This is a genomic window from Haloplanus sp. GDY1, from assembly GCF_023703775.1.
In the GTDB taxonomy this organism is placed as follows: domain Archaea; phylum Halobacteriota; class Halobacteria; order Halobacteriales; family Haloferacaceae; genus Haloplanus; species Haloplanus halophilus.
On sequence record NZ_CP098514.1, the window covers coordinates 1,005,648 to 1,031,960 of the forward strand.

Consider the following 26,313-nt stretch of genomic DNA (forward strand, 5'->3'; position numbering starts at 1 on the left):
GGAGTTCGGTGTTACCGCCCCGGAACGTCATCGGATCTGCGACGACTGGCCCCGATGTTACCCAACCGGGTACACAGGGAGCCGGAGGGTAAGCCCACCACCTCGTTGGGATAGAGCGTCTGGACCGTCACGCCTCCGCTGTGAGTGATCAGTACGACGAGCGCCCACCAGGCGGGGTCGGTGGGCTCGGACAGCGACCAGTCGTGCTGGACCTGGCCGCCGCCCCCCGTAGACACCGAAATGGAGTATGCACCGGTCGTGCGAGTCACCCTCGGTTGCACAGTCAGTGGGAGCGAAGTCCGGTAGTCCCGATCCAGTACGACCTCCCCAGCGGCGTCGGAGATACGGACGTCGACCTCGTGACCGCTCTGATCCGGCTGGTCGTAGTTCGGCGGCGTCTCGAAATCGTAGATCTGGAACCGTGCCGACGATCTCTCCCCCTCACCGGAGCCGGTGACGATCGGCTCCGCACACCGGTAGGCGTCGAACGGAATCCGCCGGTGGACGTCCGAGCCGACGAAGTGGGCGACGCTGGCGGCATTTCGGCGCGCGCGACGCGACGCGCCGTCCGGGTCGTAGTACTGTGCGGAGCCACGACACGTCGACAGCAGGTAATAGCCCGCGTCAGTCGCGTACACGACGGCAGCGTCCGTGGGCTCGACGGTGATCTCGGTGGCGGGTTGGGCGGTTCCGAACCCGCCGACGAGTTCGTTGTAGACGTACCGTCGTTCGTGCGCCTCGACGAACGAGCGCGCCGCCGCCTCGTTCGAGACGCCGTCCGGGGTCGGCAGCGGCTTCTCCTCGGTGAGGGTGTGCACCTCCGGTGGCGGCGTTGGCTCGGGCGTGGGGCTCGGATCTCGAACGGGACCGGAGGTCGTCGAACACCCGGACAGCACTCCGGATCCACACGCGACCGCTGCGAGGAAGTCACGGCGTCTCATCGGTACCACGTGCCGGGCTGCTGTTGAGAGCGACACGGTCTGGAGGGCATGGAAGGGTGTATGTGGATCGGACTGCATAGAACTGTTCACGAGACGGTCGTTCTGCGCCGTAACGCTGGTCGAATAGGGTGATGCGTTCCCAACTTACGGGACGTTCGATCCGATCATCCAGGCGACTCCGTTCGTCACACGACAGCACGAGCGGAGACCGGCGACGACGAAACGGCCGTTTCCGAACCGGATCCGGTTCGGAGAGAACAGGGGTATAACTGCGGGATCCCGGACCCCACTCGTACTACGGGGAGTATATCCGTTCTGCACTGACCGACCCCGAAGGCTGAACGGGCGTGCAACCGCTCGCTGACGCTCCGTCACGCTTCGCGCCTCACGGACTCGGCAGGTCGTTCAGGACGCGTTTTATCTACCCCCAGACATTCCGTCCCTCCTTGCATACCACCGTCGCACGATGGTCCCCCATCTCGACGCGGCCCGCACACGATCGGCTGCCGCGGTAGTCGGTGGCACGATCTGGACGTTCGTTCCGGCGCTTTTCGTCACCGTCCCGTGGTTCGTCGATGTCGCGATCATCGTTCCCCCGTGTCTCGCTCTCGGGGTTCTGGAGGTACGATCCAGATACGGACGCGTGCTGGGTCGGTCCGGAGCCACCGGAACGCGACTCCTGGGCGCCGGACTGATCGGTGGCTTTCTCGCCCTGTTCGCGAACGCGATCTATCCGGACGCCCTGTTCAAGCTTCTGGTCGTCGGACTACCGTTATTCGTCGGTGGGATCTGCGTCGCACTCGGCACGCTCCTTCTCGCGTATCGTCTGTGGCACCTCTCGCTCGTTTCGACGCCCCTCGCGGCGATCTGGGGCCTGGCCGTACCCGCGAGTCTCGCACTCAACGCAGCCATCACCCCGCACACGAACGCCGGCATCGGGCTGTACGGACTCGCCTGGATCATCGTCGGCGTCCACCTCTGGCGCACGACCGGAGACGTACTGACGGTCGACGAACGAGGTCGCCCGCGTGCGGCGTGCGTCACGTGGGACGTCACCGTCGTCACTGCGGGACTCGGTGGCGCGGCGTTGAGTATCGTCGGGGCCGGAGGGTTCGTCCCGCTTGGACCGATCACGGGGATCGCGTTCGTCGGACTGACACCGCCGTTCGATGCGTTTCACCTCGTGACGGGACTGTGTGGACTCGGTACTGTCGCAGTTCGGCGCCCGCGGTACGCGACCCTGTACGATCGGTACGCGGGACTCGGGTATCTCGTGCTCGCACTCGTACTACTCGGACAGGTACTCACTCCGTATCGACTCGTCACGGCCCACTGGTCACTGCTGTTTCTCCACTTCCCGATCGGGATACTGTTGACTGTCGCGGGGTTCGCGGGCTCTTCTCGGAGTGAGTGATCGCTCGTCCACCAGCCGACGGATCCCGAGCTACTGCATCGACTTCGCGTCGCCGTCGATCGAGGACTGCACGAGCGGGAGAGACAGGAGATCGTTCCGGAACGCAACGATCACGGCGAGGCTCGACAGACACGCCAGACCGGTCGCGAAGACCACCACACCGGGCGAGAGCATCTCGATGGGTGTCCCCGCGAACGTCCGGGACGGGGGCGACCCGTTCGACCCGAGGAGCCGCTGAACGACGACTGCCACGCCCGCGAGGAGACCGGCTCCGCCGGTGAGTTCGGACAGGAGTTCCACGACGGTCTTCCGGTCGTCGTCGTCCCCGGCGACGATCACGAGCGGCGACCCAGACACGGCGTAGACGTCCATCTCTCTCCCCTTTTCCGAGTAGACCGTGTCGACCACGTCGACGACGCCCGCCTCGTGGAGGCGATTCAGGTGGTAGTGGACGTTCTGGAGGGTGGTGTCGACGTCGTCGGCGACGTCGTTCGCCGTGACCGGTCCGTCCTGCAGAACCGAGACGATATCCTGCGCCGTCCCCGAAGAGAGCGCTTCGAGGGCATCGTCGGCACACTCGGTGCCGAATTCGAGTACGCGAGCCGTGGACTCGTCGTCGTCCGGGGCGTCCGGGGCCGTCGGAAAGTATGACATCGGTCGTGGGGACGGTGTACAGTCGTCGCATAATAGCTTGTTGACGTATCGTCGGTTAAGCGCCCGTTCTACGTCGGGAGTGGCGGTGAAATGCGGTCCCCGCGATCAAGACCGCTCCCGTAAGTAGGTGATCGTCCTTCCGAGCATCTACTAACCAGCCGCTACCCATTCGGTCCCACCGACACTGATCGGTCGCGTCGTACGCACCGTCGATCGAAGCCTCCGGCCTCACAGCAGCCGTTTCGTCGCGATCGTCACCGCTATCTCGGGGGCAAACGACCGCCACCCGTCAGTGTCGTCCCTCGTGTACTCGAATATCGGCGGCTCGAACTCGCCACGAACGTAGGCGGTGCCCGCCTCACGAATCCCGTCACCGTGCAGTTCGTACGTTTCGCTAACCGTCTCTCCGGGGTCGAGGGTCCGGACGAGGTGCGTCGAATCGGTCCCGTAGTTCCGCCGACTCTCGATGTCGGCGTGGTCACTGGCTTCGTACTGCTCCGTCCAGAGCAGCGTTCCCGCCGGACCCTCGGTGTCGAGCGAGTCGACGAGTTTCAGGAGTCCGAACGGCCACACGCCCGTATTCCGCACGCGGAGTGGTCGATCCTCCCGGGTTGTTAGCTCGAAGTCGAGCAGCGCTGGGTGTTCGATGACGGCATCGGGATCCGCGATCGTCACGTCGAACTCGACCGGTGCCGATGACGTCACCTCGACGTCCGTGATCGTGTACTCCGACGCACCCAGACAGCCTGCGAGGCTCGCCATCGACGTGCCGGCCGCGGCGAGCAGGGCACGTCGCCTCATCGGTCCCCCTCCGCGGTTCGTTCGGCCGCGGTGGTCGCCTCGTCGGTTATCGAGACGAATATCTCCTCGATCGAGGCGTCCCCCTCGACGTCGGCCCGGGTCCTGAGTTCGTCGACGGTTCCCTGCGCGACGAGACGACCACGGTGGAGGATCCCGACCCGGTCACAGACGAGTGCCACCTGTCCGAGGACGTGGCTGGAGAAGAAGACGGCCGCGCCGCGGTCGTTCTCCTCGTGGACGATCTCGCGGACCGTCCTGACCCCGTGGGGATCGAGCCCCGTGAACGGTTCGTCGAGGACGAGCAGGTCCGGCTCGCCGACGAGCGCCATCGCGAGTGCTAGCCGTTGCTCCATCCCCTGCGAGAACGTCGCGACGTCTCGGTCGATCACGTCGCCGAGTCCGACGCGGGCCAACAGCCGCTCGGGAGCGTCACTCGACCGCTTCGTATCGATGACGAGCTCGAGGTGTTGTCGTGCAGTGTGACCGTCGTAGAGACCGTACCGATCGGGGAGGATTCCCAGTCGGTCGTGTACCTCGACGACGTCGGCTTGCGGATCACCGTCGAGAACGCGAACGGATCCCTCCGTGGGACGGACGTAATCCATGAGCATCCCGATCGTCGTCGACTTTCCCGCACCGTTGGGACCGAGAAAGCCGTAGATCTCGTCGCGGGTGACCGTGAGATCGAGGTCGTCCACTGCGACCGTCGATCCGTATCGCTTCGTGAGTCCGTCGGTTTCGATGATGGCCTCGGTCATACCAGATCCCCCCGAGAGAAGGCGAACCGAGCGAGTCCGAGCGGGACGACCAGCCACGCGAGAAGAACGAGAGCGCCGACGGACTCGTGGAGATAGACTGGAACCGTGCCGGACTGGAACGTCGATTCGACGACCAGGGCGTTCGTCGACACCTGTGGCTGGAGTTCCGTGAGGACGGTCCTGTACGTGCTCGCGGAGTTACCCACGCCGAGCACCCAGTTCGAGACGACGTGGTACGCACCACCGGGGGAGAGCCGGTGCAGGAAGAAGAGCGGTCCCGACGCCGGGGGATCGAACGGATTGACGGACGTCCCCGTCAGTTGCGAGAAGACCGCCGTCGCGATCTGTGACCAGAACACGATGAACGGCAGGAACACCAGCCCGAACACAGCACCAGCGGCCGTGACCGTCCGCTCGGTGACGGCGGAGATGGACACGGCGATCGAGACGAGCACGCAGACGTAGACGAGCGTCACGATGACGACCCCGAGAAATAGGAGGGGATCGAACACGCCGTGATCGACCAGTCCGATGCCGGCCAGAACGAGAAAGGAGAGGGTGACGGGGCCAGCGATACCGGCCGTGCGGCCGACGACCTTCCCGAGGAGGACCTCCGTTCGCGTGAGTGGGAGTCCGAGGACGAACTTGACACTGCCCGAGGTCCGTTCGCCCACGACCGATCGATAGCTCAGCAGCAACACGCCGAGCGGGAGTAGTGCCGTTCCGGCGAGTTGTACGTATCCGGCCGTGATGTTCGCCCCGAGGCCGTCCCAGCCGACGTAACTCGGCCGATAGCCCCAGGGCACGAGGAGGGCAACCAGAATCCAGACACCTTTCGACGTCGCAACCGTTCGGGCTTCCTTGCGGGCGAGCGGGGACCAACGCATCGGGTCGTCCAACTCGGTTCAACTGATTATATCTTGTCGAATCGATCACGGTCGCTACGGACGGTACGTCGCCGGAAAATCGGCGATACTGTCGGGCGGCGGTTTAGCCCCCCTTCCTCGTCGGCGGGTTCTCGATCTGCATTGGCTTTTCAGCAGGGTGTCGTAGGACCGTTCGCACACTGGTGACCACGGATCTCGAAACGATAGGTGCCGCGTGGAGAACTAACACTCTTCGGCCGGTTCGAACTCGAATCCCGACGTTTCTTGCTCGTGGAGCGTGTACCGGACGCCGATACAGGGCTCACGTACGTCGGCAGCAGCAACTTCTGAGGGGTGAAGGTGCGCCACTTGGTCCTCGATATCGAAGTATAGCGAGTACCGGCCTGGCTCGTCGACGGGGTCGTCCACGCGAACCGACGCTCGGTCGGGGCTGGTACCGAGTTGGTAGTTCTCTCGAAAGACCTCCTTGCCGTTCCGTACGATGAACACCTCAATAGCGAGGGCTTCGTTGCGGTCATTGTCGAGTCGAATCCAGGCGATTTGCTTCTTCGGCGGCCCCGTCAGTCCGAGACACCCACTCGACAGAGTACCGGCACAGAGACCGAGCCAAGTACGCCGGTTCATGTGGTATTTCGACTCTTGCAGGATAAAAATGACCGGATAAGTAAAACAGGGACTGCACGCTCACTGCAGGTGTTTCACTATGGACTGCTCGGGACACCACCCCGTGAAGCGTCGTATGACTCCCCCCGTTTTCATAGCACCTACCGGAGGGCGTGGTGGTGTGTCCCTCGTGTCCGCTACGGTGACAGCTCCTCACGGGGAATCAGTCGCGTAGAAGGCGTATCGATGGCGGTCCCATCGTCCCACGGTTACTGCCCGTTCACACCGGTATCGACTGGACGGGGCTCGGCGCCTCGATGACTGTCACAAGGGAGTCGGGGAGCGGTACGGGGTCCTCCCGAACCGCCGGGAGGTCGTCGGAGGTCACAGCCGTGGCGTCGTCGACGGTAGACGCAGGGCTCCCGGCGGAACTGCCGGAAGCTACTCACTCCCCCTCGGATCGTCCCGGAACAGCAATCCAGTGGCCATCAGCCGTCGGACGATCGCAACGAGACCGTTGTCGAACCCACGGCCGAACACGCCCTGTTCGTGTTCACGGCTGTCCCCCCCGGATTCGACGAACGAACTCACCAGGATCGCCTCGCGGTCAGCCAGCAGCAGCCGACTGATCTCCGTGTCGTCGCTCGGGAGCGGCGACCGACTCAGCCAGTCCAATCCCGACACGAACACCTCGGCCCCCGGGAGGGCGTCCCGAATCTCGGCGTGGAGATCCTCGTCGACCGCCCCGACGATGACGTCCACACCACGTTCCCCGGCCGTGCGCAACTGGTCCGCCAACTGATCGGTGAAGATACTTTCGTGCCCGATCACGAGCATCAACTCCTCCGTCGCGCCCTCGATCAGTTGTTGTGTCCGGCTCGTGATGCCTTGATTGCCCGAGAGAGACCACACCTCGTGAGTCGCGTCCGTCGTCCGTTCGTCGTCAGTCGGATCGAGTCCGCTCAGCGCGCTCCGGAGGGATTTCGTGCGTTCGATGTACTCCGACTGGAGCGTGTTGACCGCCTCGTCGATCGTGACGGCGCGAAACACCTTCGGATTCGAGTGCTGTGTCTCGACGAGCCCTTTCGATTCCAACACGCGAATCGCGTCGTAGACGCGCGTCCGGGGCACGTCGGAGGTCTCGCTGATGTCCTTGGCCGTCCCGCGCTCGCGGCGTGCGAGCGCCACGAACGACCTCGCCTCGTACTCTTTGAGCCCGAGTTCTTGGAGCAGTTCGATCGCCTGGTCTTGGTTCGAAATATTGTCCATTGGTCCCAACCTCGACGACTGCTGATCCATTCGTGTCCTGGCTGTTTAATACGTCGCACCGAAGTCACTCACACGGTCACAGGGGCACGCAGAATCAGAGGGCTTCGGCCCCGGCAAGACCAGCACTGACGATCTATTCACTCGCTTAATCACAATACTTCTTTGTGCGAGTAGCACGGAGGGTAGCGTGACGTGTAGTCGCAGAACCGGTCCCAACCCCTCTATCACTACACAAACACCACCGACGGTGGTTTCACGATCGGTGGGGATTCGATGTCCGGCGACCCATCAGACCAAGCACGGTCCACAGCCGTCGAGCAATTGAAAGCCCTCGGGCTCAGTACCTACGCCGCCCGAACGTTCGTCGCGCTCGTCAGCCTCGGCGAAGCGACAGCACAGGACGTGAGCGAGGTCGCCGACGTCCCTCGAACACGCGTCTACGACGCCGCCGAGGAACTCCAACAACGCGGCCTCGTCGACGTGAAACGATCGAGTCCCAAGCGATATTGGGCGATTTCGACGGAGACGACCGGCCGGCATTTCGAACAGGAATACGCGCACCGCGTGACGGCGCTGACGGACGCACTCGACGCGATCGAGACCACCGATCGCACCACAGAACAGCGGGGCGTCTGGACGGTGACCGGCCGGGATACCGTGACCGAGCGCGTGGTGGATTTCGTCTCGGCTGCCGACGAGGAGGTCGTCTATATGACCGTCGAGGAGTTGCTCACCGAGGAGGTCACTGACAGCCTATCGCGCGCAAGCGAGCGTGGCGTGTCGATCCGCCTCGCGGAGATGTCGGAATCGACCCAGGATCGTTTCGAACGGGAAGTACCCGGTGCACAACGGTTCGAGTCGCTGTGGGACTGGTCGGAGACACCCGCCGGACGCCTGCTTACGGTCGACCAGGAGCGGACACTCGTGAGCGTCCTCGTCGACGGGGACGGTGACCACCCGCCCGAACCGCGCGACGAAACCGCCATCTGGGGCTCGGGTCCATCGAACAGTCTGGTCGTCGTCCTGAAAGTAATGTTCACCTGGCAGCTCGACGAGAGTCGAGGCGAGGACTCAGTACAGTGACCCGGAGTCTCACAACAGCTCTGCACCGGTAGGCGGCGCATCACTGCTCGAGGACTCGAGTGACGAGGTTCCCAGCGGCACGCTCGGTGAAGGGAGACGGGTGTCTACGGAGCGGGAGTCACGAACTGAATCGAGCGGGGGACCGGAGCGACGTACCGCTCGGAGGCAGACGCCGGGGAGTGCTAGCCGGACTGATCCATCGACGTCTGTGATCGATTGCTGGCGATCACTTCAAGCAGGGAGAACACGGTCTGGAACTCCTGTCCGCGGTGCACGACCCTCTGGGACGCATCGTAGGTGATCACGCCCGCCTCGGCTAACATTGGCAGGTGGACGTGGTGGAGTGAGACGACCCTGTCGTCGTGGGTTCGGTTGTCCGTCCGTGTCGCCTCTGCGTCCCCGAGATGCGTCGCGAGTTGGTCGACGGTCGTTGGGTCGGGGCTTTCGGCAATCCGGCGGAGGATCCGCCGTCGTTGCTGTTTGGCCAGCAGTCGGAGTGCGGTCTCGGTCGATATCTCCCGTTGTAAGTCGCTCATAGGTGACCCACTGTGTCCAGTCGCGACGGCGCTCGCGCGAACACGGACTAGATATCTCACGGACGTAGCGGAAACCCGTATCGGTAACCCGAATCCTCAAACCACGTGGGCGAGTCGCCGGGCGAACGGGACAGTCGGTCCGAAGCCGCGGGCGGTGCGAAGCCGAGTCCCGACTTCCGGGCGGTCGACTGCGCCCGTCTCGACGACCGCCGGGGACGGGTCAGCGAGCCGTGGCGGCGGCGAGGCGACTCCTGACGACACCCTGCCCGTAGGCGCCGAGGAACATCCCGGCGATGGCCCAGAGGACGGGGAGGTTGCCGACGCCGAGGCTGGCGTAGGCGGCGCCGGGACAGACGCCCGAGAGCCCCCAGCCGACGCCGAAGACGGCCCCCCCGACGACGACGTTCCGGTCGAACGCCTTGATGCGACGCGTGTACTCGCGGCCGGTGAGCGGCGCGCCGTCGAGCCCGCTGGTCGCGACGAAGAAGGCCAGTCCCGTGACGGCCGCGGCACCGCCCATGACGAAGAGGAGGCCGAAGTCCTCGAACTGGAGGAAATCGAGCACGACTTCGGGGCGGGCCATCCCGCTGACCGCGAGGCCGAAGCCGAACGCCAGCCCGCCGAGGAAGACGACGGCCACGACCCCCGAGCGACGTCGATCCGCGTCGGTCACGGACTCACCCCCAGGGCCTGGATCAGCTGTGCGGTCCCGATGGCGAACGCCATGAACGTGGCGACGTTCACCAGCGAGGTGGTCGAGAGCGAGCCGACGCCACAGACGCCGTGACCGGACGTGCAGCCCTTTCCGAGCCGCGTCCCGACGCCGACGAGGACGCCGCCGCCGAGCAGCCGCCACCACTGGACGTCGGTCGTCCAGGGGCCGGGGTCGAGGACGAGTCCCCAGACCGCCGCGCCGGCGACGATGCCGAGCGTGAAGGCGACGCGCCAGCCGCGGGACCGGACGTACGTGTCGCGGTGGAACCGGTCGACGTTCGAGACGTAGGAGAGCGTCGATTCGAGGAACGTGCTCGCGCCGGCGATGATCCCCGTCGAGAGGTAGATGATCGTGGCGCCGAGTCCGACGAGCAGTCCGCCCAGCAGGTACGGGAGGACACCCCTCGGGAAGGGCGCCTCCAGCGCGGACGCCAACAGCGGTGTGAGCGTGCCCATCGTCAGTTCGTGAGGGCCTCCTCGCTGGCCGCGCAGTTGTTCGGCCCGAGTTCGAGTTCGAACGCCCGCTCGTCGTCGGGCGACTGCAGGCCGAGGTTCGTGGCGATGATCTCCTCGTAGTTGGCCGGACGCGGGGGCATCCCCGAGACGACGAACTCGACGAACGCGTCCTCGTCCATCGAGAGTGCGTCCATCCGCTCGCGCAGGCTACCGAGCGCCGCGGTGTAGGTGCCGTCGTCGTTCGGCGTCGCGGCGTCGCTGAAGTGTGCGGGGGCGACGACCGTCTCGTCGGGGAGCGAGAGCACCCTCCGGAGGCTCCCGTGGAGCGTCCGGGCGGCGGCCCTCGCGGCCTCGGGGTCTTCGAGGTCCGGACGGGCGACGCTCTCGGTGAACAGCCCGTCGCCGGTAAACAGGACGTCCCCGACCCGGTAGGCGGTCATGCCGGTCGTGTGCCCCGGCGTGTGGAGGACGTCGACGTCGACGTCGCCGACGGCGAGGGACTCGCCGTCCGCGACCGTCGCGTAGTCGACGTCGTAGTCGACCCCGCGTTCCGCCGCGGGAGCGGGGAGGACGGGCGTGGCGCCGGTTTCCGCGGCGAGGTCACGGACGCCCGACACGTGGTCGGCGTGGACGTGCGTGTCGAGCGCGTACCTCAGGTCGGCGCCGAGCGCGCGGGCGTCCCGAACGTACTCGTCGGTGAACGCACGCAGCGGATCGATCACGGCCGCCTCGCCCGCGGAGGCGACGAGATAGGCGAGACAGCCCGTGGCGGGACGGCGATACTGCGCGACCGTCGCGTCGCCGTCGACGTCGAGTTCCGAGTACTCGTAGAGCCGCGCCCACCGGTTCATCCCCCCTTCGAGGTGTTCGGCGTCGAAGCCGGCGTCCCCGAGGGTCCGGGCGACCATCTCGCTGGAGCCACCCTTCGCACAGAGGACCGTGATGCGCCGGTCCGCGGGCAACTCCTCGCGGAGGTCGGACGGAATCCCGTCCAGCAACTCGAAGTACGGACGGTTCACGACGTCGGCGCGGTCGATGTGCCACTGCTCGAAGGCGTCTTCCGAGCGCACGTCGAGGACGAAGACGTCCTCGCCGCCGTCGATGCGCTCGAGCAGAGCGTCCGGCGTGACCGTTGCGACCCGTTCGTCCGTGGATGCGTTGTCGCTCATCTACGGGGTCATCTACCGACCGCCCACGGATAATACTTTGCATAGTAATCCACTTATTCTACAATATTATATGGATCGATATCGGAATTACACGGGCTCAAACCCCCTTCAAGTCCATCGATACCAACGGTGATGCACTATCGTGGAACGTCCATCGACATGCTTTTACTCGCGGCCACGATATTGGGTAGTGAAGTCAATATCATGACCGACTACGAGATCACCGAGACGCTCGACGTGACGGGCGAGAACTGCCCGATGCCGGTCGTCAAGACGAAACAGCGCACCGACACGCTCTCCGCGGGAGAGATTCTCGAAGTGCTCGCGACCGACCCGGGGAGCGTGAACGACCTGGCCGGGTGGGCCGAGACGACGGACGGCGTCGAACTCCTCGACCAGGCGGAAGGGGAGGACGTCTTCGCGCACTACGTCCGCAAGACCGAGTGAGATGAGCACGGATCCGAACACCACCGAGACGCCGACGGAGGGGGACGCCCGGAGCAGGGAGGCGCTGGCGGCGCGTGTCGACGAACTCGAAGCGCGGCTCGCGGACGTCGAGGCCGACGACGAGGGCCAGCCGAAGCTGTCGATCGTCGCGACGAAGGGCACCCTCGATATGGCCTACCCGCCGCTCGTCCTCGCGAGCACCGCGGCCGCCTTCGGGTACGAGGTCACCGTCTTTCACACCTTCTGGGGGCTCGACATCCTCCACGAGGAGCGCTCGAAGAACCTGCAGCTCAGCTCGGTCGGCAACCCGAACCTGCCCGTCCCGAACGTCGTGGGGGCGCTCCCCGGGATGGATCGGGTGACCACCGAGATGCTGCGCAGACGCATCGAGGACAACGACACCGCCACCGTCGAGGAGCTCGTCGAGACGTCCCTCGACATGGGCGTCGAGTTCCAGGCCTGTCAGATGACCATCGACCTGATGGGCTACGATGAGGACGACTTCTACGACGGGGTCACGACCGGCGTCGGTGCCGCGACGGCCGTCCGGGACATGGCCGAGGCGGACGTCCAGCTCCTCGTCTGAGACGCGACGAAGGGCTTATGACGCCGGGTAGAATAGTATTGTTTGTAGTGAGCAATACAAAGAATATCGGTGGCGGCGACGGGCTCGCCGCGATCCGCCGGCCATCGGGCGGGGACCGGTGACGATGGCGGAGGAACCGTCGGCCGTCGATCCGACCGATCCGGAGTACCGCGACGTCGGCGAGGGGCTGCTGGACGAGGAGATGGGGCCGAGTTCGGCGATGGCACACCTCTACCGGGGCGAGGTCCACCGCATGAAGCTGTGGCGCGAACGCCTCGATCGGACGACCAACTGGGCGGTCATCATCATGGCCGCCATCCTCACCTGGGCGTTCTCCAGCCCGGACAACCCCCACTACATCATCCTCATCGGCGTCGTGACGCTCGCGGTCTTCCTCCTGATCGAGGCGCGTCGCTACCGGGGGTACGAGATCTGGCGCACGCGCGTCCGGATCCTGCAGGAGAACGTCTGGGCGCCCGGACTCGATCCGTCCGGCGGCGTCGAGGATCCGGACTGGCGGGCGACGCTGAGCCGTGACTACCGGACGCCGACGCTCAAGATCAGCGCCGAGGAGGCCGTCGCACACCGTCTCCGGCGCGTCTACCTCCCGCTGTTCGGCGTGTTGCTCGCCGCCTGGATCGTCCGGATCACGGCGTTCTCCCCCGAGCCGTGGGTCGAGAGCGCGGCGGTCGGGATGGTCCCCGGCGCCGTCGTCGTGTCGGCGGTCGTGTGCTGTTATCTCGCCGCGCTCGTCGTCGCCGTCCGCCCGCGCGCCTGGCACGCCAGGGGCGAGCTTCGCTCGGAGGACATCCGAGAGCTCCCCTGAGCCGTCAGTCGTCGAGGATGCGGCCGTGAACGTCGATTTCGCCGTTTCGGATGCGCGTGCTGCTGATCCGAGTGCCCTCCTCGTCGACGATGAACGGCGGCGTGTGGATCTCCAGGGGCGACAGCCCCTCGGCGGCGCGGCGCTCGTTGATCCCGTGTGCCCGGCGCTGGGCCTTCGCCTCCGGCGACGTGACGAGGGCGTCGATGTCCGGTCGCGTCGCCGCCGGTCCGCCCGGGTCCTCCAGACGGATGATCTCACAGGAGGCCGTGTAGGCGTCGCGGATCCGGTCGAGTTCGGCGCCGAGGGCGTCGCGGCGGTCGGCGAAGGAGCCGAGCATCTCGGCGTGTGACGGGTCGCTCCGCGTCTCCGTCGCGAGGTCGGGCGAGGTGAGGCCGACGACGACGTGACCGTCGCCGTCGCCGTCGTGGCTGGCCGTCTGGAAGGCGTGATGCAGGAGGGCGCGGTGGCCGTTGTGGATCGGCGTGAAGGTTCCACCCAGGATCACGACGCGCTCCGAGCGTGTCATGTGTCGACGTACCGCTCCCAGCCCCGTGTAGATGGGGGGTCGCCGGGGATCACCCCGTCAGGGTGACCGGCCGCGACGCCGAGAGCACGACGTCCAGCGCGGTGCTGCCGAGGAGGACCTTGGCCACGCCCGAACGTTTCCGACCGCCCATCACGACGCCGTCGACGTCGCGATCCTCCGCGGCAGCGACGATCCGACTGGCCACCTCGCCGCCCACCGCCGCGCGCTCGACGCTCACGCCCCCGGCCTCCAGTTCGTCGGCCGCCACGACGGCCGCCTCGATCTCGTCGAACGCGTGCTCCGGGGCGCCCCGGTAGTCCTGGTGGGGAAAGACGTAGAGGACCGTCGCCTCGACGGCCGCCGCGTCGGGAAGCCCGAGGACGTACTCGGCCTGCCGTCGGGCGCGGTCGACGCTCCCGTCGACCGGGAGCATCACCGTCCGCGACCCCTCGCCGAGGACGGCGTTCGCCCCCGTGATCGTGACCGGACGGTCGGCCGAGACCAGCAGGTCGTGGGCGGTACTCCCCAGCAACACCCGGGTCACCCCGGAGCGTTTGCGACCACCGACGACGAGTTCGTCGGCGTCGACGTCGTCCGCCGTCCGAACGACCTCCCGTGAGACGCTCCCGTCGGCGACGAGTCGTGTCGTCTCGACGCCCGCGGCCGACAGCCGGTCCGCCGCCGCGACGGCCGCCTCGTTGTCCGCGAAGGACACGCTCTCCGCCCGCGAGAACCGCTCCGGCGGGACGACGTACAACACCGTCGCTTCGACCGATTCCGGGGCGTCCGGAAGCCGGACGACGTAGTCCGCCTGGCTGACCGCCCGACGCTCGTCGCGATCCACCGGCACGAGTACCCGGTACATATCGGTTACGAATTATCATTGAAACAATATATACGTCGAGAGTCGTTCCCGCCACGTGGTAATCGGCGTCGGCACGGATCACCCGGACGGCCGGCCGTCCGGCGTCGACGCCGCCTCCCCGCGAACCGTCAGGACCGGCGCGTCGACCGTCCGGAGGACGCGCTCGGTGACGCTCCCGAGCATCGTGCGCTCCAGTCCCGTCCGTCCGTGCGTCCCCATCACGACGAGGTCGACGTCGTGGTCGTCGACGTACGCGCCGATGGCCTCGTGGGGGACGCCGATCCGAAGCGCCTCGACGACGGGCACGCCCGCCGCGTCCGCGCGCTCCCGGACCGCGCCCGTGGGGTCACGGTTCGACCGGTCGAGCAGGTCGCGCACCGCCTCGCGATCCATTCCGGTACTGATCGGGCTCATCCGCACGTCGGCGACGTAGAGGGCGTGAACCGTCGCGCCGTAGGCCGACGCGATGTCGATGGCGTGTTCGGCGGCCGCCGCCGCCGCGTCGCTCCCGTCCGTCGGCACGAGGACCCGTTCGTACACGGTGGGTGCTCCGGCCGGGGGCGGCTTGAGTGTATCCCTCGGTGACGCCCGGTCGAGCGTAACGTATAGGGGGCGGTTCGCCCAACCGGCGCGTGATGCCCTCCGCAACCCCGTCCGTCGAGGCGACCGACCTCCGGAAGCGCTACGGCGACGAAACCGCGCTCGACGGCGTCTCCCTGTCCATCCCGGCCGGAACGATCTACGGCTTCCTCGGCCCGAACGGCGCCGGCAAGACGACGACGATGCGGCTGTTGACCGGGCTCTCCAGGCCCACCGAGGGCGAGGCGCACGTCTGTGGCGTCCCCGTCGAGGATCGGCGCGAACTGGTCTCCCACGTCGGGTACCTCCCCGAGACGCCGCCGCTCTACGACGAGTTCACCGGCCGCGAACAGCTCGACTACGTGGCCGACCTCCGGGACATCCCGCCGGAGACGGCCGAGCGGCGGATCGACGACTACCTCGACCGGTTCGACCTGCGCGAGGACGCCACGAAGCGGATCGGCTCCTACTCCAAGGGGATGAAACGGAAGACGGCGTTCGTCGGGAGCGTCCTCCACGAACCGGACGTGCTCTTCCTCGACGAACCGACGAGCGGCCTCGACCCGCGGGCGGCACGGCGGATCCGCGAGTCGATCACGGCGTTCGCCGACGAGGGGACGACCGTCTTCCTCTCGACGCACATCCTCCCCGTCGTCGAGGAGGTGGCCGACGCCGTCGGCGTCCTCTTCGAGGGGCGCCTCGTCGCCGAGGGATCGCCGTCCGACCTGAAGGAGCGTGCGTCCGCGGGCGGCACGCTCGAGGACGTCTTCCTCGGGGTCACCGGCGGCGACGGCTCGTCCGCGTTCGAGGGCGACCGATGAGCCTCCGGCGTGACCTCCGCCACGGGCGCCGGATCGCCCGAGCCGAGTTCGTCCGGAGCGTCCGGGGGTACGCCCGCGACGCCCGCCGGACCCTCGGCCTCGCGCTCGCCGTCCTGTTTTTCGGCGCCCAACTCCTCTTTACCCTCCCCACGGCGTACGCGCTCGGCGGGACCGTGCGCACGGCGGCCGCGGTGCCGTATCTCGGACCGGCTGGGCTCCTCCTCCCGCTCGGGCTCCTGTCGCTGGCCGCGCTGCGGACGATGGAGCGACTCGGCGGCGTCGACGCGGAGGCGCTCCTCCTGACGACCGTCCACCCCCGCGCCGTCGTCGTCGGCCTGATACTCGCGGAGGTGGGGCGGCTGACGCTCTGGTTCGGCGTCCCCCTCGTCGCCGTTCTCGGGGCCTTCGCCCTCGGACTGGGGTCGCCGACCCTCCTCCCGACGGCGGGGCTGGTCCTGCTCCCGATGCTCCTCTGTACGGCCGTCTGTGGCTACGCGGTGGGGATCACCGCGCTCCGGATCCTCCGGCGGGCGCCGACCCTCCGTCGCCTGCTGAAAGGCGGCGGAATCGTCGCGCTCGTCGGGGTCGTCGTCCTCTCGCAGGTCGTCGCCCGCTGGCTCGTCGAGGGAACCCTCTCCCTCGCGGCCGTCCTCGACGCGCTGTCGGTGCCCGTCCTGACCGACTACCTCGCGCTCGCCTTCGTCGGCACGCCCGTCGGTGGCGGCGTCCCGCCCGCCGCCCTGGCCGTCCTCGGGGGGTGGCTCGGCCTGACGCCGGTCGGCCTCGCGGCCGCCGAGCGGAGCGCCGACGCGCTCTGGTTCGGGGACGACACGTCCCGGAGCGAGGAGGAGTCGACGACGGTCACGGCCGACGGCCTCGTCCCCCCGCGGCCGTTCGCGTGGACCCGCGCCGGCCGGATCGCCTGGGGACACCTCCTGCGTGCCGTCCGCCATCCACAGGACCTCTCGCACCTGCTCATGCTCCTCTTCGTCGCGGGGCCGGCGCTCGGCTCGGCGGTCGGCGGGGGTGAGAGCGGCCGACTGCCGCTCCTCGCCGCCGGGACGGGGACGGCCGTCGGCGTCTACCTGTCGGGGGCGACCTTCGGCCTGAACCCGCTGGGGGACGACCGACCCCACCTGCCGCTGCTGTTGCTGGCCGAGACGCCGCCGCGAACCCACCTCCGTGGCCGAGCGGCGGCCGGGTTGGCCGTGGGCCTCCCCGTCGCGACGCTCGTCCCACTCGGGACCGTCCCGCTCGGGACGCCGCCCGCGGTCGGCCTCGGATTCGCCGCCCTCGGCGTCGGCCTCTCGGTCGTCGCCGCGGGGTTCGCGCTCGGCCTCGGCTGTGCGTATCCCATCTACGAGTCGCGGGAACTCTGGGGTGCCGAAACCGTCGCCCCCTCGACGCTCGTGTTGCTCTGTTACTCGTTCGTCGTGCTCGGCGGGACGGCGACGTGGCTGGTGCTCGGTTGGCTGACGCTGTCGGGCGGCCTCGCCCCGTCGGTCCTCCTGGCGGGCGCGCTCGCCGTCCTCGGGACGCTGAGCGTCGGGACGGCCGCCGCGTCCTACCGGTACGCCCGCCGCAGGTACCGCCGGTACGTGCTGTGACGGGTGCGGGTCGACGGCCGCGTCGCCACTCCTGGGCGCGACGGACGGGAGGAGGAGCCGGTCAGACGCTCTCGAACTCTTCGCCGTAGTCGCCGCCGTACCGGACGAAGAAGTACGCGAGGGAGAGGACGGCGACGAGACCACTCGTCAGTGCCACGGCGAGGGCCTTCGCGCTGTCGGGGACGGCGGGGCCGGTACTCCCACCACCACCGCCGCCACCGCCGCCGCCACCGCCACCGCCGCCACCGCCCGAATCGGGGAGGGAGCCGACGACGACTACGCCTTTCATCCCGAGCGCGCGGTGGGGCTGACAGAAGTACTTCGCGACGCCCTCGGATTCGAAGGTATGTTCGAACGTGAAGCCGGCATCGGCGGTGAGTTCGCTCTCGAAGTCACCGCCCTCCTCGGCGACGACGTTGTGTGACTGGCCCTCGCCCGTCCACTCCCAGACGACCGTCGTCCCGGGGTCGACCTGGACGGCCGCGGGCTCGAACGCGTAGGCACCGCCGTTGCCCTGTGCACCCACCGAAACCGTCACCTCGTCCTGTCCGGTCGCGTCGGCAACCTCGCTGTAGTTGCCCACGTCGCTCATCCAGCCGTCGAACGACGGCTGCGCCGACGCGGTGCCGGCCGCGGCCGCCGTCGCCGCGGTGCCCGCGACGGCGGTCAGAAACCCGCGTCGCGAGGCGGAACGTTGGCTTCCCATACCGGGGGTAGCGGGCCATCCTACGAAAACCTGACTATCCCGGTCGGGCGACGGGTCGGGGCCGGCGTTCCCAGCGGCGGGGATCGGACCCCCACGCTTACGGTGCCGTCGAACGGAGCCACCCCCATGACGAAGCGACTGCTCGTCCCCGTCGACGGATCGGACCCCGCGGACGCCGCGCTCTCGTTCGCGCTGGAGGAGTACCCCGACGCCGACATCACCGTCCTCTCGGTGATCGATCCCACGGACGTGGGCTACGGCTCCATCGAGGCGGCGCCGAGCACCTTCGAACGCCTGCAGGAGACCGCCGAGGAACGAACCGAGAAGGTACTGGAGGAGGCAGCGGCGACGGCGGCGGAGCGGGGCGTCGAGGTGACGACCGAGACGGTGATCGGGATGCCGTCGCGGGCCATCGTCGAGTGGGCGGAGAACAACGACATCGACGGCATCGTCGTCGGGAGCCACGGGCGAGAAGGCGTCACGCGGGTCCTGCTCGGAAGCGTCGCCGAGTCGGTCGTCCGCCGGTCCCCCGTCCCGGTGACGGTCGTCCGGTAGCTACCCCTCGGTCGAATCGACCGGGTCGCTCGGGAGTTCCCTGAACGCGACGGTGAAGTCGGTGTCGTCGAACTCCTCGACGGTGGAGTCGAGTTCGCGCTCGACGGCGTCGAGTTGCTGGACCAGCTTCTGGTACTCCTCGCTCTCCTCGAGTTCGTGGGGCGTCTTCGCCTCCTCGAGGGTCACCTTCTTCTCGACGAGCTGGAACTTGCGCTGAAGCTGGTCGTCGTAGGTGTTCCGGGTGATCATCCGCTCGACGGTCTCTACGAGTTCGGGCTGATCGACGGGTTTCACCAGGTAGTCGTCGATCGCCATGTCCACGATTTCGAACCCCGGATCGACCGCCGTCACCATGACGATGCGGACGTCCAGATCCCGTTCGCTGACCGCCTCGACGACCGCATCGCCCGAGAGCCCGGGCATCCGGCGGTCGAGCAACATCACGTCGACGTCCGCGTCCAGTTTGTCGAGGGCCTCGTTGCCGTCGTAGGCCGTCCGCGCCTCGGCGAACTCGCCGATCCAGTAGGCGTACAGATCCGCCAGGGACTGCTCGTCGTCGACGATGAGCACCGTCGCGTCCGAAAGTTCGGTCGTCATGTTCGTACTCCTTGGTGGGGGGGGATCACTCGGTCGACTGGGGATCGGACCGCGGCTGACCGTCCACGGGGTCGGCGTGTCCCATCCTCCCGCCTCGCGCGCCGCCCCGGTCGACGGATCCGAACGTCCCGATAGTGCGGCCGGACGCGCGCCCCGTCGGCGGTTCCTCGTTCGTTGCGTCCGCTTCGTCATACAAGAAACTACTGGCCGAATTATCGGCACTGATATCATTTTTTCGGCCGGCGCGACGAAGCTACGCATCGACGACCGTCGGGCGGACCCAGATGACGAAGTCACCGTCGCGCCTGATGACGCCCCTGACGGCCTCGTCGTCGTCGACGGGGGAGGACTCCACGTCGCTCTCGTCGACCTCGACGACCTGCTCCACCTCGTCGACGATCCAGCCGATGGACTTGCCGTCGGCCGTCCGCTCGGGGTCGAAGACGACGATCCGTTTGCCGTCGGCGTCGTCCTCGATACCGAACACCGCCTTCGGGTCCACGATGGTCGTCGTCTTCCCCCGGAGGTCCATCACACCCTCCACGTGGCTCGCGGAGTTCGGGATCACCGTGAGGTCGCTCACGTCCACGATTTCGGCGACGTGGGCGATGTCGACGCAGTACGTCTCGCTCCCCAGTTCGAACTCCAGCAGCTGGACGGTTCGGGTGCGAGTCGTCGTCTCGCTCATGGGGCCGCCTCCGGTCGACCGTGACCGCGAGTGCCGTTTCCGTCGCGTCCCTCCATAGACGTCCGGTCGGCCGATCTCGGGTTAAGCGTACTGGTCGGATTATCCTCGGTGATAACCGTGCCGGTGTCTTTATTTCACCGCTGTGGATAGGCTGGGGTAACGAATGATGGGACACGTCCCCCCGGGACTCGCCGGGTCGACTCCGCTCCCCGAGAACCGACGGATCGGTGGAGGGGGCGACCGGCGATGAGCGCAACGGCCCCGCGGGCGGTCGTCGTCGACGACTCCCACTTCATGCGGACGCTGCTGTCGGACATGCTCGAAGACGGCGGCGTGCGAGTCGTCGAGACCGCCGCGAACGGCGCCGAGGCCGTGACCGCCGTGCGCGAGCACCGCCCCGACGTGGTGACGATGGACCTCCAGATGCCCGAGGTCGACGGACTGGAGGCCGTCGAACGCATCATGGCCGACCGGCCGACGCCGATCCTCATGTTGAGCGCCCACACCGCCGACGGCGCCGACGTGACCTTCGAGGCCCTGGAGAAGGGCGCGGTGGACTTCTTCACCAAGCCCGGCGGCGAGGTGAGCACCGAGATGTCCGCCAAGAGCGACCAGTTGGTCCGGAAGGTGAAGGCCGTCGCGGAGGCCGACGTGAGCGGCGGGCGATCCGCCGACCACGGCGGCGCGGCCGACGGGTCGACCGCGGGATCGGCCGGCGGGAGCGTCGCCCACGCCCGGGAGTTCCGGGACGGCGGAACGGTGGTCATCGCCTCCTCGACGGGCGGGCCCACCGTCGTCGAGAGCGTGGTCGGATCGCTGCCGCGGGACGCCGCCCTCCGCGTGCTGATCGTCCAGCACATGCCCGACGCGTTCACGTCGCGGTTCGCGGACCGACTCGACGCCGCGAGCGAGTACGACGTTCGCGAGGCGAGCGGCGGGGACCGCATCGGCGGCGGCGAGGCGCTCGTCGCGCCGGGCGGCAAGCACCTCGTCGTCGCGGGCGCTGGCGGCGGGCGACTCCGCACCAGATTGACCGAGGACCCGCCGGAACACGGGGTGCGCCCAGCCGCCGACGTGACGATGCGCTCCGCGGCGGAGACGGTCGACGGCCCGCTCGTTGGCGTCGTCCTCACCGGCATGGGGGCCGACGGGGCCGCCGGCGCCGAGGCCATCGGCGACGCCGGGGGGCGCGTCCTCGCGCAGGACGAGGCGTCCTCGGCGGTGTTCGGCATGCCGAAGCGGGCCATCGAACGGGGCTGTGTCGACGACGTGTTGGCCGCCGGGGACGTCCCGGACGGCATCCTCGACGCCGTCGAACTGGAGGTCAACGCATGACAGAGGAGTACGTCCAGGCGTTCGTCCACGAGAGCGAAGAGCAGTTGACCGACCTGAACAACTCGCTGCTGGCGCTTGAGTCCGATCCGGACGACCGCGAGGCGATGGACGACATCTTCCGGACGGCACACACCCTGAAGGGCAACTTCGGGGCGATGGGCTACGACGACGCCAGCGACCTCGCCCACGCCATCGAGGACCTCCTCGACGAACTCCGCGAGGGCGAGATGGCGGTCACGCCGGAGGTGATGGACCTGGTGTTCGCGGGCGTCGACCGCCTCGAACTCGCCGTCGAGTCCATCGACGAGGACGGCACCGTCGACGTCGAGACGGCGGATCTGGAGGACGACATCCGGACCGTGATCGAGGAGGGGGCGGCCGGCGCCGAGAGCGACGACGCCGAGAGCGACGACGCCGAGGCCGATACCGAGCCCCCCGACGACGCCCAGGTTGACACCTTCGAGGTGACCGTCGACGTGGGCGAGTCGGAGATGAAAGGCGTCGACGGGATGCTCGTCCTCGAAGCCGTCCGCGAGGAGGCGGACCTCGTCTCCACGACGCCCGACCCCGACGCCGTCGAGGACGGCGAGTACGAGGACGGGTTCGACCTCGTCGTCGCCTCGACGACGGCCGACGAACTCCGCTCGACGCTCGATCGCGTCTCCGCCATCGAGGACGCCGCCATCGCACAGGCGGGGGCCGAATCGAACGGGGCGGCGGGCGACGAGGGCAGCGACGCCGCCGCCGCCGACGCCGACGACGACGACGCCACCGACGCCGCCGCCGCCACCGACGACGCCGCGAGCGGCAACGGCTCGTCCCGCGAGATCAGTTCCGTCCGGGTGGACGTGGACCAGCTCGACGACCTGCACGGCCTGGTCGAACAGCTCGTCACCAGCCGGATCAAACTCCGCCGCGCCGTCGACGACGGCGACGTCGGGAGCGCGACGGACACGCTCGGCGAACTCGACAAGATCACCGGCAACCTCCAGAACACGGTGATGGACATGCGGCTGATCCCGATGCGGAAGGTGATCAGCAAGTTCCCGCGGCTGGTCCGCGACCTGGCCCGCGACCAGGGGAAGGAGATCGACTTCCGGATGGAGGGCGAGGACATCGAACTCGACCGCACCATCCTGACTGAGATCAGCGATCCCCTGATGCACATCCTCCGCAACGCGGTCGATCACGGCATCGAACCGCCGGCGGAGCGGGAGGCGGCGGGCAAGGACCGCGAGGGGACCATCGAACTCCGGGCCAGCCGCGAGCGCGACCACGTCACCGTCACCGTCGAGGACGACGGCCGCGGGCTGGACGTGGACGAACTCCGCCGGAAGGCCGCCGAGAAGGGGGTCCGCAGCGAGGCGGAACTCGACTCGATGGAGGACTCGGAGGTGTACGACCTGGTCTTCCACCCCGGCTTCTCCACCGCCGACGAGGTGACCGACGTGAGCGGCCGCGGCGTCGGGATGGACGTCGTCCACAGCACGGTCAAACAGCTCGACGGCTCGGTGAACGTCGAGAGCGAGGAGGGCGAGGGGACGACCGTCACCCTGCGGCTGCCGGTGACCGTCGCCATCGTCAAGGTGCTGTTCGTCGAGGTTGGCGACGAGGAGTACGGCGTCCCGATCAAGAACATCGACGAGGTGAGCCGGGTGCCGGAGATCAGGACGATCAACGAGGAGCCGATGATCGAACACGACGGCGACATCTACCCGGTGGTGGATCTGGCGGACGAACTCGACGTGCCGGGGGAGACGAGAAACGGCGACGGCATGCTGCTTCGCATCCGGAAGTCCGAGCGCCGGGCCGCGCTCCGCTGTGACAGCGTGAACAAGCAGGAGGAGGTGGTCGTCAAGCCGCTGGAGGGGGTCCTCAGCGGGATTCCCGGCCTCAGCGGGACGGCGGTGCTCGGCGACGGCAACATCGTCCCAATCCTCGACGTGGTGACGCTGTAGACCGATGAGCTCGAATCCGACTCCCGAGAACGAGGCGTTCGAGCGACTCCTCACACACCTGGAGCGCAACCTCGATTTCGAGTCCTCCTACTACAACGAGTCGTATCTGGACCGCCGGATTTCGGCGCGGATGCGCCGGCGGGACGTGGAGTCGTACGACGCGTATCTCGACCTCGTGCGATCGGATCCCGAGGAGCCGGCGGCGCTGCTCGACTCGCTGTCGATCAACGTGACCAGCTTCTACCGCAACCCGGAGGCCTGGGAGCCGATCCGGGAGGTCCTGCGCGAGGTGACGAGCGGCCGCGGCCGGACGACCGTCTGGAGCGCCCCCTGTTCGGACGGGCGCGAGCCCTACTCGATCGCGATGCTCGCCCTCGACGACGACGAGGTGCGCACCCGACGGCTGGACGTCCTCGGGACAGACATCAACGCCGACGTGCTGGAGCGGGCCCGCGAGGGGGTCTATCACACCACCAAGACCCGGGACGTGGCCGCGGAACTCGATCCGCTCGACGACGCCGAGCGGTACGTCGACCGGGACGGCGATCAGTTCGCCGTTCGCGACGAGGTGAAGGACCTCGTCACCTTCGAGCAACACGACCTGATCGCCGACGAACCGAAGCGGGACGTGGATCTGGTGCTCTGTCGGAACCTCCTCATCTACATCAACGCGGAGTCGAAGCGCGCGGTGGTCGACACCGTCCTCTCGTCGCTGCGCGACGGGGGGTATCTGGTCATCGGGATGACGGAGACGCTGCCGCGGGAGAGCCGATCCACGGTGGAGACGGTGGACAAACGACGGCGGGTGTACCGACTGACCTGACCCATGTCGCTCTACCAGCTCGAAAAGGAGGGGGACGTCGACTCCCTGATCGACCACCTGAAGCTCAGCGACTCGCCGGCGATCCGCGCACGCGCCGCCGAGATCCTCGGCGACGTCGTCGACGAGGAGCCACAAGCCGTCGACGCGCTGGTGCGGACGGCACAGGAGGACGACGACGAGGCGGTCCGTGGCGCCGCCATCGACGCGCTCGACGCCATCGGCACCGGCGCCATCGAGCGCCTGGTCGCGGAGATGGCGGGTATCGAGGGCGCGGACTCGTCGTTCCCCCGGGGGGACGGCGCCGACTGGGTGCGCGCCGAGGCGTTCGTGAAGACGCTGAACGCCGGTCGGCCGGAGCTGCGGATGGCGGCCGCGAACGCGCTCCGACGGCTCGGCGACCCCGGCGCGCTCCCGGCGCTGGTCGACGCCCTCGACGACCCGAAGCCGCGGGTTCGCGCCCGGGCGGCCCGGGCCTGTGGCGCCATCGGCGACGAGCGGGCGACCGACGCGCTCGCCGGCCGACTGGACGACCCGTCGAACCGGGTGCGCCGCGAGGCGGCCGACGCGCTGGCCGCCATCGGCACCGACCGGGCGCTCACCCCGCTGCTCGACGCCGTCGAAGACGCCAGCGACGAGGTGCGCTACGCCGCCGTCATGGCGCTCGGCGGCTACCGAGGCCCGGAGGCCATCGATCCCCTGATCTCGGCGCTGGACGACGAGAGCGACGTGGTGCGCCGGGCGGCCGTCTTCTCGATCATCGAACTGCTCGCCGCGGCGCCGACCCAGCAGAGCCACCGCATCCGCGAGACGGTCGTCGACCGACTGGAGGAGGCGGATCGGAGCGTCGTCGACCCGCTGGTCGAACTCCTGACGGAGAGCAACCAGCCGCGGGAGCGGCGGAACGCGGCGTGGCTCCTCGGCCGCGTGGCGGGCGACGAGAGCCGGGAGGCCGCGGTCGGCGCGCTGGTCGACGCCCTCGACGCCGACGACGGCACGACGGCGCAGTTCGCCGCGACGAGCCTCGTCGAACTCGGCGGCGCGGCCGTCGAGGACGCGCTCCTCGACCTGCTGGAGGACGCCGACCTTACCGACGCCGCGCGGTCGAAGGCCGTCTTCGTCCTCGGCAAGGTCGGCGGCGACCGCGCCCGGGAGCGGCTCGAGACGATGCTCGACCGCACCGACGACGAGGCGGTCCGAAAGCAGGCCTTCTCGGCGCTGTCCAAACTCGGGGGGCGACGCTGATGGAGGGGGAGCGAAAGATCACCGACACCCGCGGCAAGTTCACGATGGTGGTCAAGGACGGCCGCGAACTGAACGACGCGGAGTGGACCGGCGGCCGCATCCTGCTGTCGAACCGGCGGTTGATCCTCGCGGGGTCGGAGGGCAAGCGAACGATCCCCCTGAAACGGATCCGGAGCCTAGAGGGCCGCACCGACGTGAACCAGCTCGTCGCGAAGGTGTCCGGCTACGTCAGCCTCCAGCTGTCGACCGGCGACGTGGTGCTCGTCTCCGCGGAGGATCCCGAGTCGTTCGAGCGCATGCTCTATCGGGCGCTGCTCGACCGGGCGGTGGTCCTCGCGCGCCACCCCGCGGTCGAGGGGGGCGTCGTCACCGACGCCGAGTGGAAGAAAGCCCGACTGAAAATCGAGGAGGAATCGGTCGACGTCGCCATCTCCGACGGCTCGTTCGTCGAGATCGACCTCGACGACATCGGCTCGATGGAGGCGAACGAGCGGTCGGTCGAAGACGAGAAGCGACGGGTGCTGGAGGTCGAACACAGTCAGGACGGGACGAGCGTCCAGACGTACATCTCCGGATCGACGCGGCGGTGTTCGATCCTCGAGAGCCTCCTCCGGAAGGGCGAGAGCCGGAGCGAGATCGGCGTCGACCTCACCGAGAAACAGAACGAGGTGTTGATGGCGCTGTACTCGGGGGTCTCGCCCTTCGAGATCCCCGACTTCCTCGGGATGGACGTCGACGAGGTGGAGGAGGTGTTCGACCGCCTGATCGAACTCGACGTGATCGAGGAGATCCGCACCCGCCGGGAGGTCGCCCTCAACGCCCGCGGTCGCAACATCGCCAGCGAGGCGATGAACGATCAGTGACGGG

30 protein-coding genes are annotated in these 26,313 nt (G+C 68.0%); 13 read left to right on the forward strand and 17 right to left on the reverse strand.

The features are described 5' to 3' along the window. Positions 1-11: 11 nt before the first annotated feature. Complete coding sequence (locus NBT67_RS05400) at positions 12-1,019, reverse strand: Ig-like domain-containing protein (protein WP_251343785.1); 1,008 nt, start codon at positions 1,017-1,019, stop codon at positions 12-14. A gap of 565 nt (positions 1,020-1,584) precedes the next feature. On the opposite strand from NBT67_RS05400, the gene NBT67_RS05405 reads away from it, so the two are divergent. Beyond that, positions 1,585-2,355, forward strand: coding sequence for a hypothetical protein (locus tag NBT67_RS05405; RefSeq protein ID WP_251343786.1), 771 nt, complete (start codon positions 1,585-1,587; stop codon positions 2,353-2,355). Between the two features lie 30 nt (positions 2,356-2,385). On the opposite strand, the gene NBT67_RS05410 is transcribed toward NBT67_RS05405, so the two are convergent. From NBT67_RS05410 to NBT67_RS05435, 6 genes are all read right to left on the reverse strand, one after another. Further along, a complete protein-coding gene (locus NBT67_RS05410) occupies positions 2,386-3,009 on the reverse strand; it encodes an ArsR/SmtB family transcription factor (protein WP_251343787.1) in 624 nt (207 codons plus the stop codon). Between the two features lie 228 nt (positions 3,010-3,237). Further along, the gene (locus NBT67_RS05415; protein ID WP_251343788.1) at positions 3,238-3,810 is read right to left on the reverse strand and encodes a DUF8130 domain-containing protein; all 573 of its coding nucleotides are present in this window, start codon (positions 3,808-3,810) and stop codon (positions 3,238-3,240) included. Next, complete coding sequence (locus tag NBT67_RS05420; protein ID WP_251343790.1) at positions 3,807-4,568, reverse strand: ABC transporter ATP-binding protein; 762 nt, start codon at positions 4,566-4,568, stop codon at positions 3,807-3,809. The genes NBT67_RS05415 and NBT67_RS05420 overlap by 4 nt, the downstream gene beginning before the upstream one ends. Then, positions 4,565-5,455: an ABC transporter permease subunit gene (locus NBT67_RS05425; RefSeq protein WP_251343791.1), complete on the reverse strand. Its 891-nt coding sequence runs from the start codon at positions 5,453-5,455 to the stop codon at positions 4,565-4,567. Before NBT67_RS05425 ends, NBT67_RS05420 begins: the two co-directional genes overlap by 4 nt. Before the next feature lie 222 nt (positions 5,456-5,677). After that, positions 5,678-6,079 (reverse strand): hypothetical protein, encoded by a 402-nt coding sequence (locus NBT67_RS05430; RefSeq protein ID WP_251343792.1) that lies wholly within the window; start codon positions 6,077-6,079, stop codon positions 5,678-5,680. A gap of 420 nt (positions 6,080-6,499) precedes the next feature. Next, positions 6,500-7,327 (reverse strand): TrmB family transcriptional regulator, encoded by an 828-nt coding sequence (locus tag NBT67_RS05435; RefSeq protein WP_251343793.1) that lies wholly within the window; start codon positions 7,325-7,327, stop codon positions 6,500-6,502. A 273-nt stretch (positions 7,328-7,600) separates the two neighbouring features. Between NBT67_RS05435 and NBT67_RS05440 the strand changes: the two genes are divergently transcribed. Then, positions 7,601-8,410 carry a TrmB family transcriptional regulator gene (locus NBT67_RS05440; protein ID WP_251343794.1) on the forward strand — a complete coding sequence of 270 codons (810 nt, stop codon included), beginning with the start codon at positions 7,601-7,603 and terminating at the stop codon, positions 8,408-8,410. Positions 8,411-8,592: 182 nt separating this feature from the next. Here NBT67_RS05440 and NBT67_RS05445 read toward each other — a convergent pair whose 3' ends face one another. The 4 genes from NBT67_RS05445 to NBT67_RS05460 form a co-directional block, all read right to left on the reverse strand. Then, complete coding sequence (locus tag NBT67_RS05445; RefSeq protein WP_251343795.1) at positions 8,593-8,946, reverse strand: DUF7344 domain-containing protein; 354 nt, start codon at positions 8,944-8,946, stop codon at positions 8,593-8,595. Positions 8,947-9,166: 220 nt separating this feature from the next. After that, complete coding sequence (locus NBT67_RS05450; RefSeq protein ID WP_251343796.1) at positions 9,167-9,619, reverse strand: DUF6691 family protein; 453 nt, start codon at positions 9,617-9,619, stop codon at positions 9,167-9,169. Then, entirely contained in the window at positions 9,616-10,116 is a 501-nt protein-coding gene (locus tag NBT67_RS05455) for a YeeE/YedE family protein (protein WP_251343797.1), read from the reverse strand. Before NBT67_RS05455 ends, NBT67_RS05450 begins: the two co-directional genes overlap by 4 nt. Positions 10,117-10,118: 2 nt before the next feature. Continuing rightward, positions 10,119-11,285 (reverse strand): MBL fold metallo-hydrolase, encoded by a 1,167-nt coding sequence (locus tag NBT67_RS05460; protein ID WP_251343798.1) that lies wholly within the window; start codon positions 11,283-11,285, stop codon positions 10,119-10,121. Between the two features lie 204 nt (positions 11,286-11,489). Here NBT67_RS05460 and NBT67_RS05465 point away from each other — a divergent pair, with 204 nt between their 5' ends. The 3 genes from NBT67_RS05465 (at position 11,490) to NBT67_RS05475 (ending at position 13,144) form a co-directional block, all read left to right on the forward strand. Then, a complete protein-coding gene (locus NBT67_RS05465; RefSeq protein ID WP_425498900.1) occupies positions 11,490-11,732 on the forward strand; it encodes a sulfurtransferase TusA family protein in 243 nt (80 codons plus the stop codon). 1 nt (position 11,733) lies between these two features. Continuing rightward, positions 11,734-12,318 (forward strand): DsrE/DsrF/DrsH-like family protein, encoded by a 585-nt coding sequence (locus NBT67_RS05470; protein WP_251343799.1) that lies wholly within the window; start codon positions 11,734-11,736, stop codon positions 12,316-12,318. A gap of 124 nt (positions 12,319-12,442) precedes the next feature. Continuing rightward, positions 12,443-13,144 (forward strand): DUF2270 domain-containing protein, encoded by a 702-nt coding sequence (locus tag NBT67_RS05475; RefSeq protein ID WP_251343800.1) that lies wholly within the window; start codon positions 12,443-12,445, stop codon positions 13,142-13,144. 4 nt (positions 13,145-13,148) lie between these two features. Here the strand turns inward: NBT67_RS05475 and NBT67_RS05480 are convergent, their stop codons facing one another. The 3 genes from NBT67_RS05480 to NBT67_RS05490 all read right to left on the reverse strand — a co-directional run bounded on the left by NBT67_RS05480 (position 13,149) and on the right by NBT67_RS05490 (position 15,075). Continuing rightward, complete coding sequence (locus NBT67_RS05480) at positions 13,149-13,670, reverse strand: phosphopantetheine adenylyltransferase (RefSeq protein ID WP_251343801.1); 522 nt, start codon at positions 13,668-13,670, stop codon at positions 13,149-13,151. Between the two features lie 49 nt (positions 13,671-13,719). Then, positions 13,720-14,535 carry a universal stress protein gene (locus tag NBT67_RS05485; protein WP_251343802.1) on the reverse strand — a complete coding sequence of 272 codons (816 nt, stop codon included), beginning with the start codon at positions 14,533-14,535 and terminating at the stop codon, positions 13,720-13,722. Between the two features lie 78 nt (positions 14,536-14,613). After that, on the reverse strand, positions 14,614-15,075 hold the full coding sequence (locus NBT67_RS05490; RefSeq protein ID WP_251343803.1) for a universal stress protein: 462 nt from the start codon (positions 15,073-15,075) through the stop codon (positions 14,614-14,616). A 95-nt stretch (positions 15,076-15,170) separates the two neighbouring features. Between NBT67_RS05490 and NBT67_RS05495 the strand changes: the two genes are divergently transcribed. Both NBT67_RS05495 and NBT67_RS05500 read left to right on the forward strand, forming a co-directional pair. Then, positions 15,171-15,935 (forward strand): ABC transporter ATP-binding protein, encoded by a 765-nt coding sequence (locus NBT67_RS05495; RefSeq protein WP_251343805.1) that lies wholly within the window; start codon positions 15,171-15,173, stop codon positions 15,933-15,935. Continuing rightward, a complete protein-coding gene (locus NBT67_RS05500) occupies positions 15,932-17,542 on the forward strand; it encodes a hypothetical protein (RefSeq protein ID WP_251343806.1) in 1,611 nt (536 codons plus the stop codon). The genes NBT67_RS05495 and NBT67_RS05500 overlap by 4 nt, the downstream gene beginning before the upstream one ends. 61 nt (positions 17,543-17,603) lie before the next feature. Here the strand turns inward: NBT67_RS05500 and NBT67_RS05505 are convergent, their stop codons facing one another. Beyond that, positions 17,604-18,248, reverse strand: coding sequence for a halocyanin domain-containing protein (locus NBT67_RS05505; protein ID WP_251343807.1), 645 nt, complete (start codon positions 18,246-18,248; stop codon positions 17,604-17,606). A gap of 126 nt (positions 18,249-18,374) precedes the next feature. Between NBT67_RS05505 and NBT67_RS05510 the strand changes: the two genes are divergently transcribed. After that, positions 18,375-18,803 (forward strand): universal stress protein, encoded by a 429-nt coding sequence (locus NBT67_RS05510; protein ID WP_251343809.1) that lies wholly within the window; start codon positions 18,375-18,377, stop codon positions 18,801-18,803. Here the strand turns inward: NBT67_RS05510 and NBT67_RS05515 are convergent, their stop codons facing one another. Next, on the reverse strand, positions 18,804-19,400 hold the full coding sequence (locus NBT67_RS05515) for a HalX domain-containing protein (RefSeq protein WP_251343810.1): 597 nt from the start codon (positions 19,398-19,400) through the stop codon (positions 18,804-18,806). Between the two features lie 253 nt (positions 19,401-19,653). Beyond that, positions 19,654-20,088 (reverse strand): chemotaxis protein CheW, encoded by a 435-nt coding sequence (locus tag NBT67_RS05520; RefSeq protein ID WP_251343811.1) that lies wholly within the window; start codon positions 20,086-20,088, stop codon positions 19,654-19,656. A gap of 246 nt (positions 20,089-20,334) precedes the next feature. Between NBT67_RS05520 and cheB the strand changes: the two genes are divergently transcribed. The 5 genes from cheB to NBT67_RS05545 are packed head-to-tail and all read left to right on the forward strand — an operon-like array spanning position 20,335 to position 26,309. Continuing rightward, on the forward strand, positions 20,335-21,423 hold the full coding sequence (gene cheB / locus NBT67_RS05525; protein WP_251343812.1) for a chemotaxis-specific protein-glutamate methyltransferase CheB: 1,089 nt from the start codon (positions 20,335-20,337) through the stop codon (positions 21,421-21,423). Beyond that, on the forward strand, positions 21,420-23,381 hold the full coding sequence (cheA, locus tag NBT67_RS05530) for a chemotaxis protein CheA (RefSeq protein WP_251343814.1): 1,962 nt from the start codon (positions 21,420-21,422) through the stop codon (positions 23,379-23,381). The genes cheB and cheA overlap by 4 nt, the downstream gene beginning before the upstream one ends. Before the next feature lie 4 nt (positions 23,382-23,385). Next, positions 23,386-24,204 (forward strand): CheR family methyltransferase, encoded by an 819-nt coding sequence (locus tag NBT67_RS05535; protein WP_251343815.1) that lies wholly within the window; start codon positions 23,386-23,388, stop codon positions 24,202-24,204. Between the two features lie 3 nt (positions 24,205-24,207). After that, positions 24,208-25,446: a HEAT repeat domain-containing protein gene (locus tag NBT67_RS05540; protein WP_251343816.1), complete on the forward strand. Its 1,239-nt coding sequence runs from the start codon at positions 24,208-24,210 to the stop codon at positions 25,444-25,446. Beyond that, positions 25,443-26,309, forward strand: coding sequence for a CheF family chemotaxis protein (locus NBT67_RS05545; protein ID WP_251344346.1), 867 nt, complete (start codon positions 25,443-25,445; stop codon positions 26,307-26,309). The genes NBT67_RS05540 and NBT67_RS05545 overlap by 4 nt, the downstream gene beginning before the upstream one ends. The last annotated feature ends 4 nt before the right edge of the window (positions 26,310-26,313 follow it).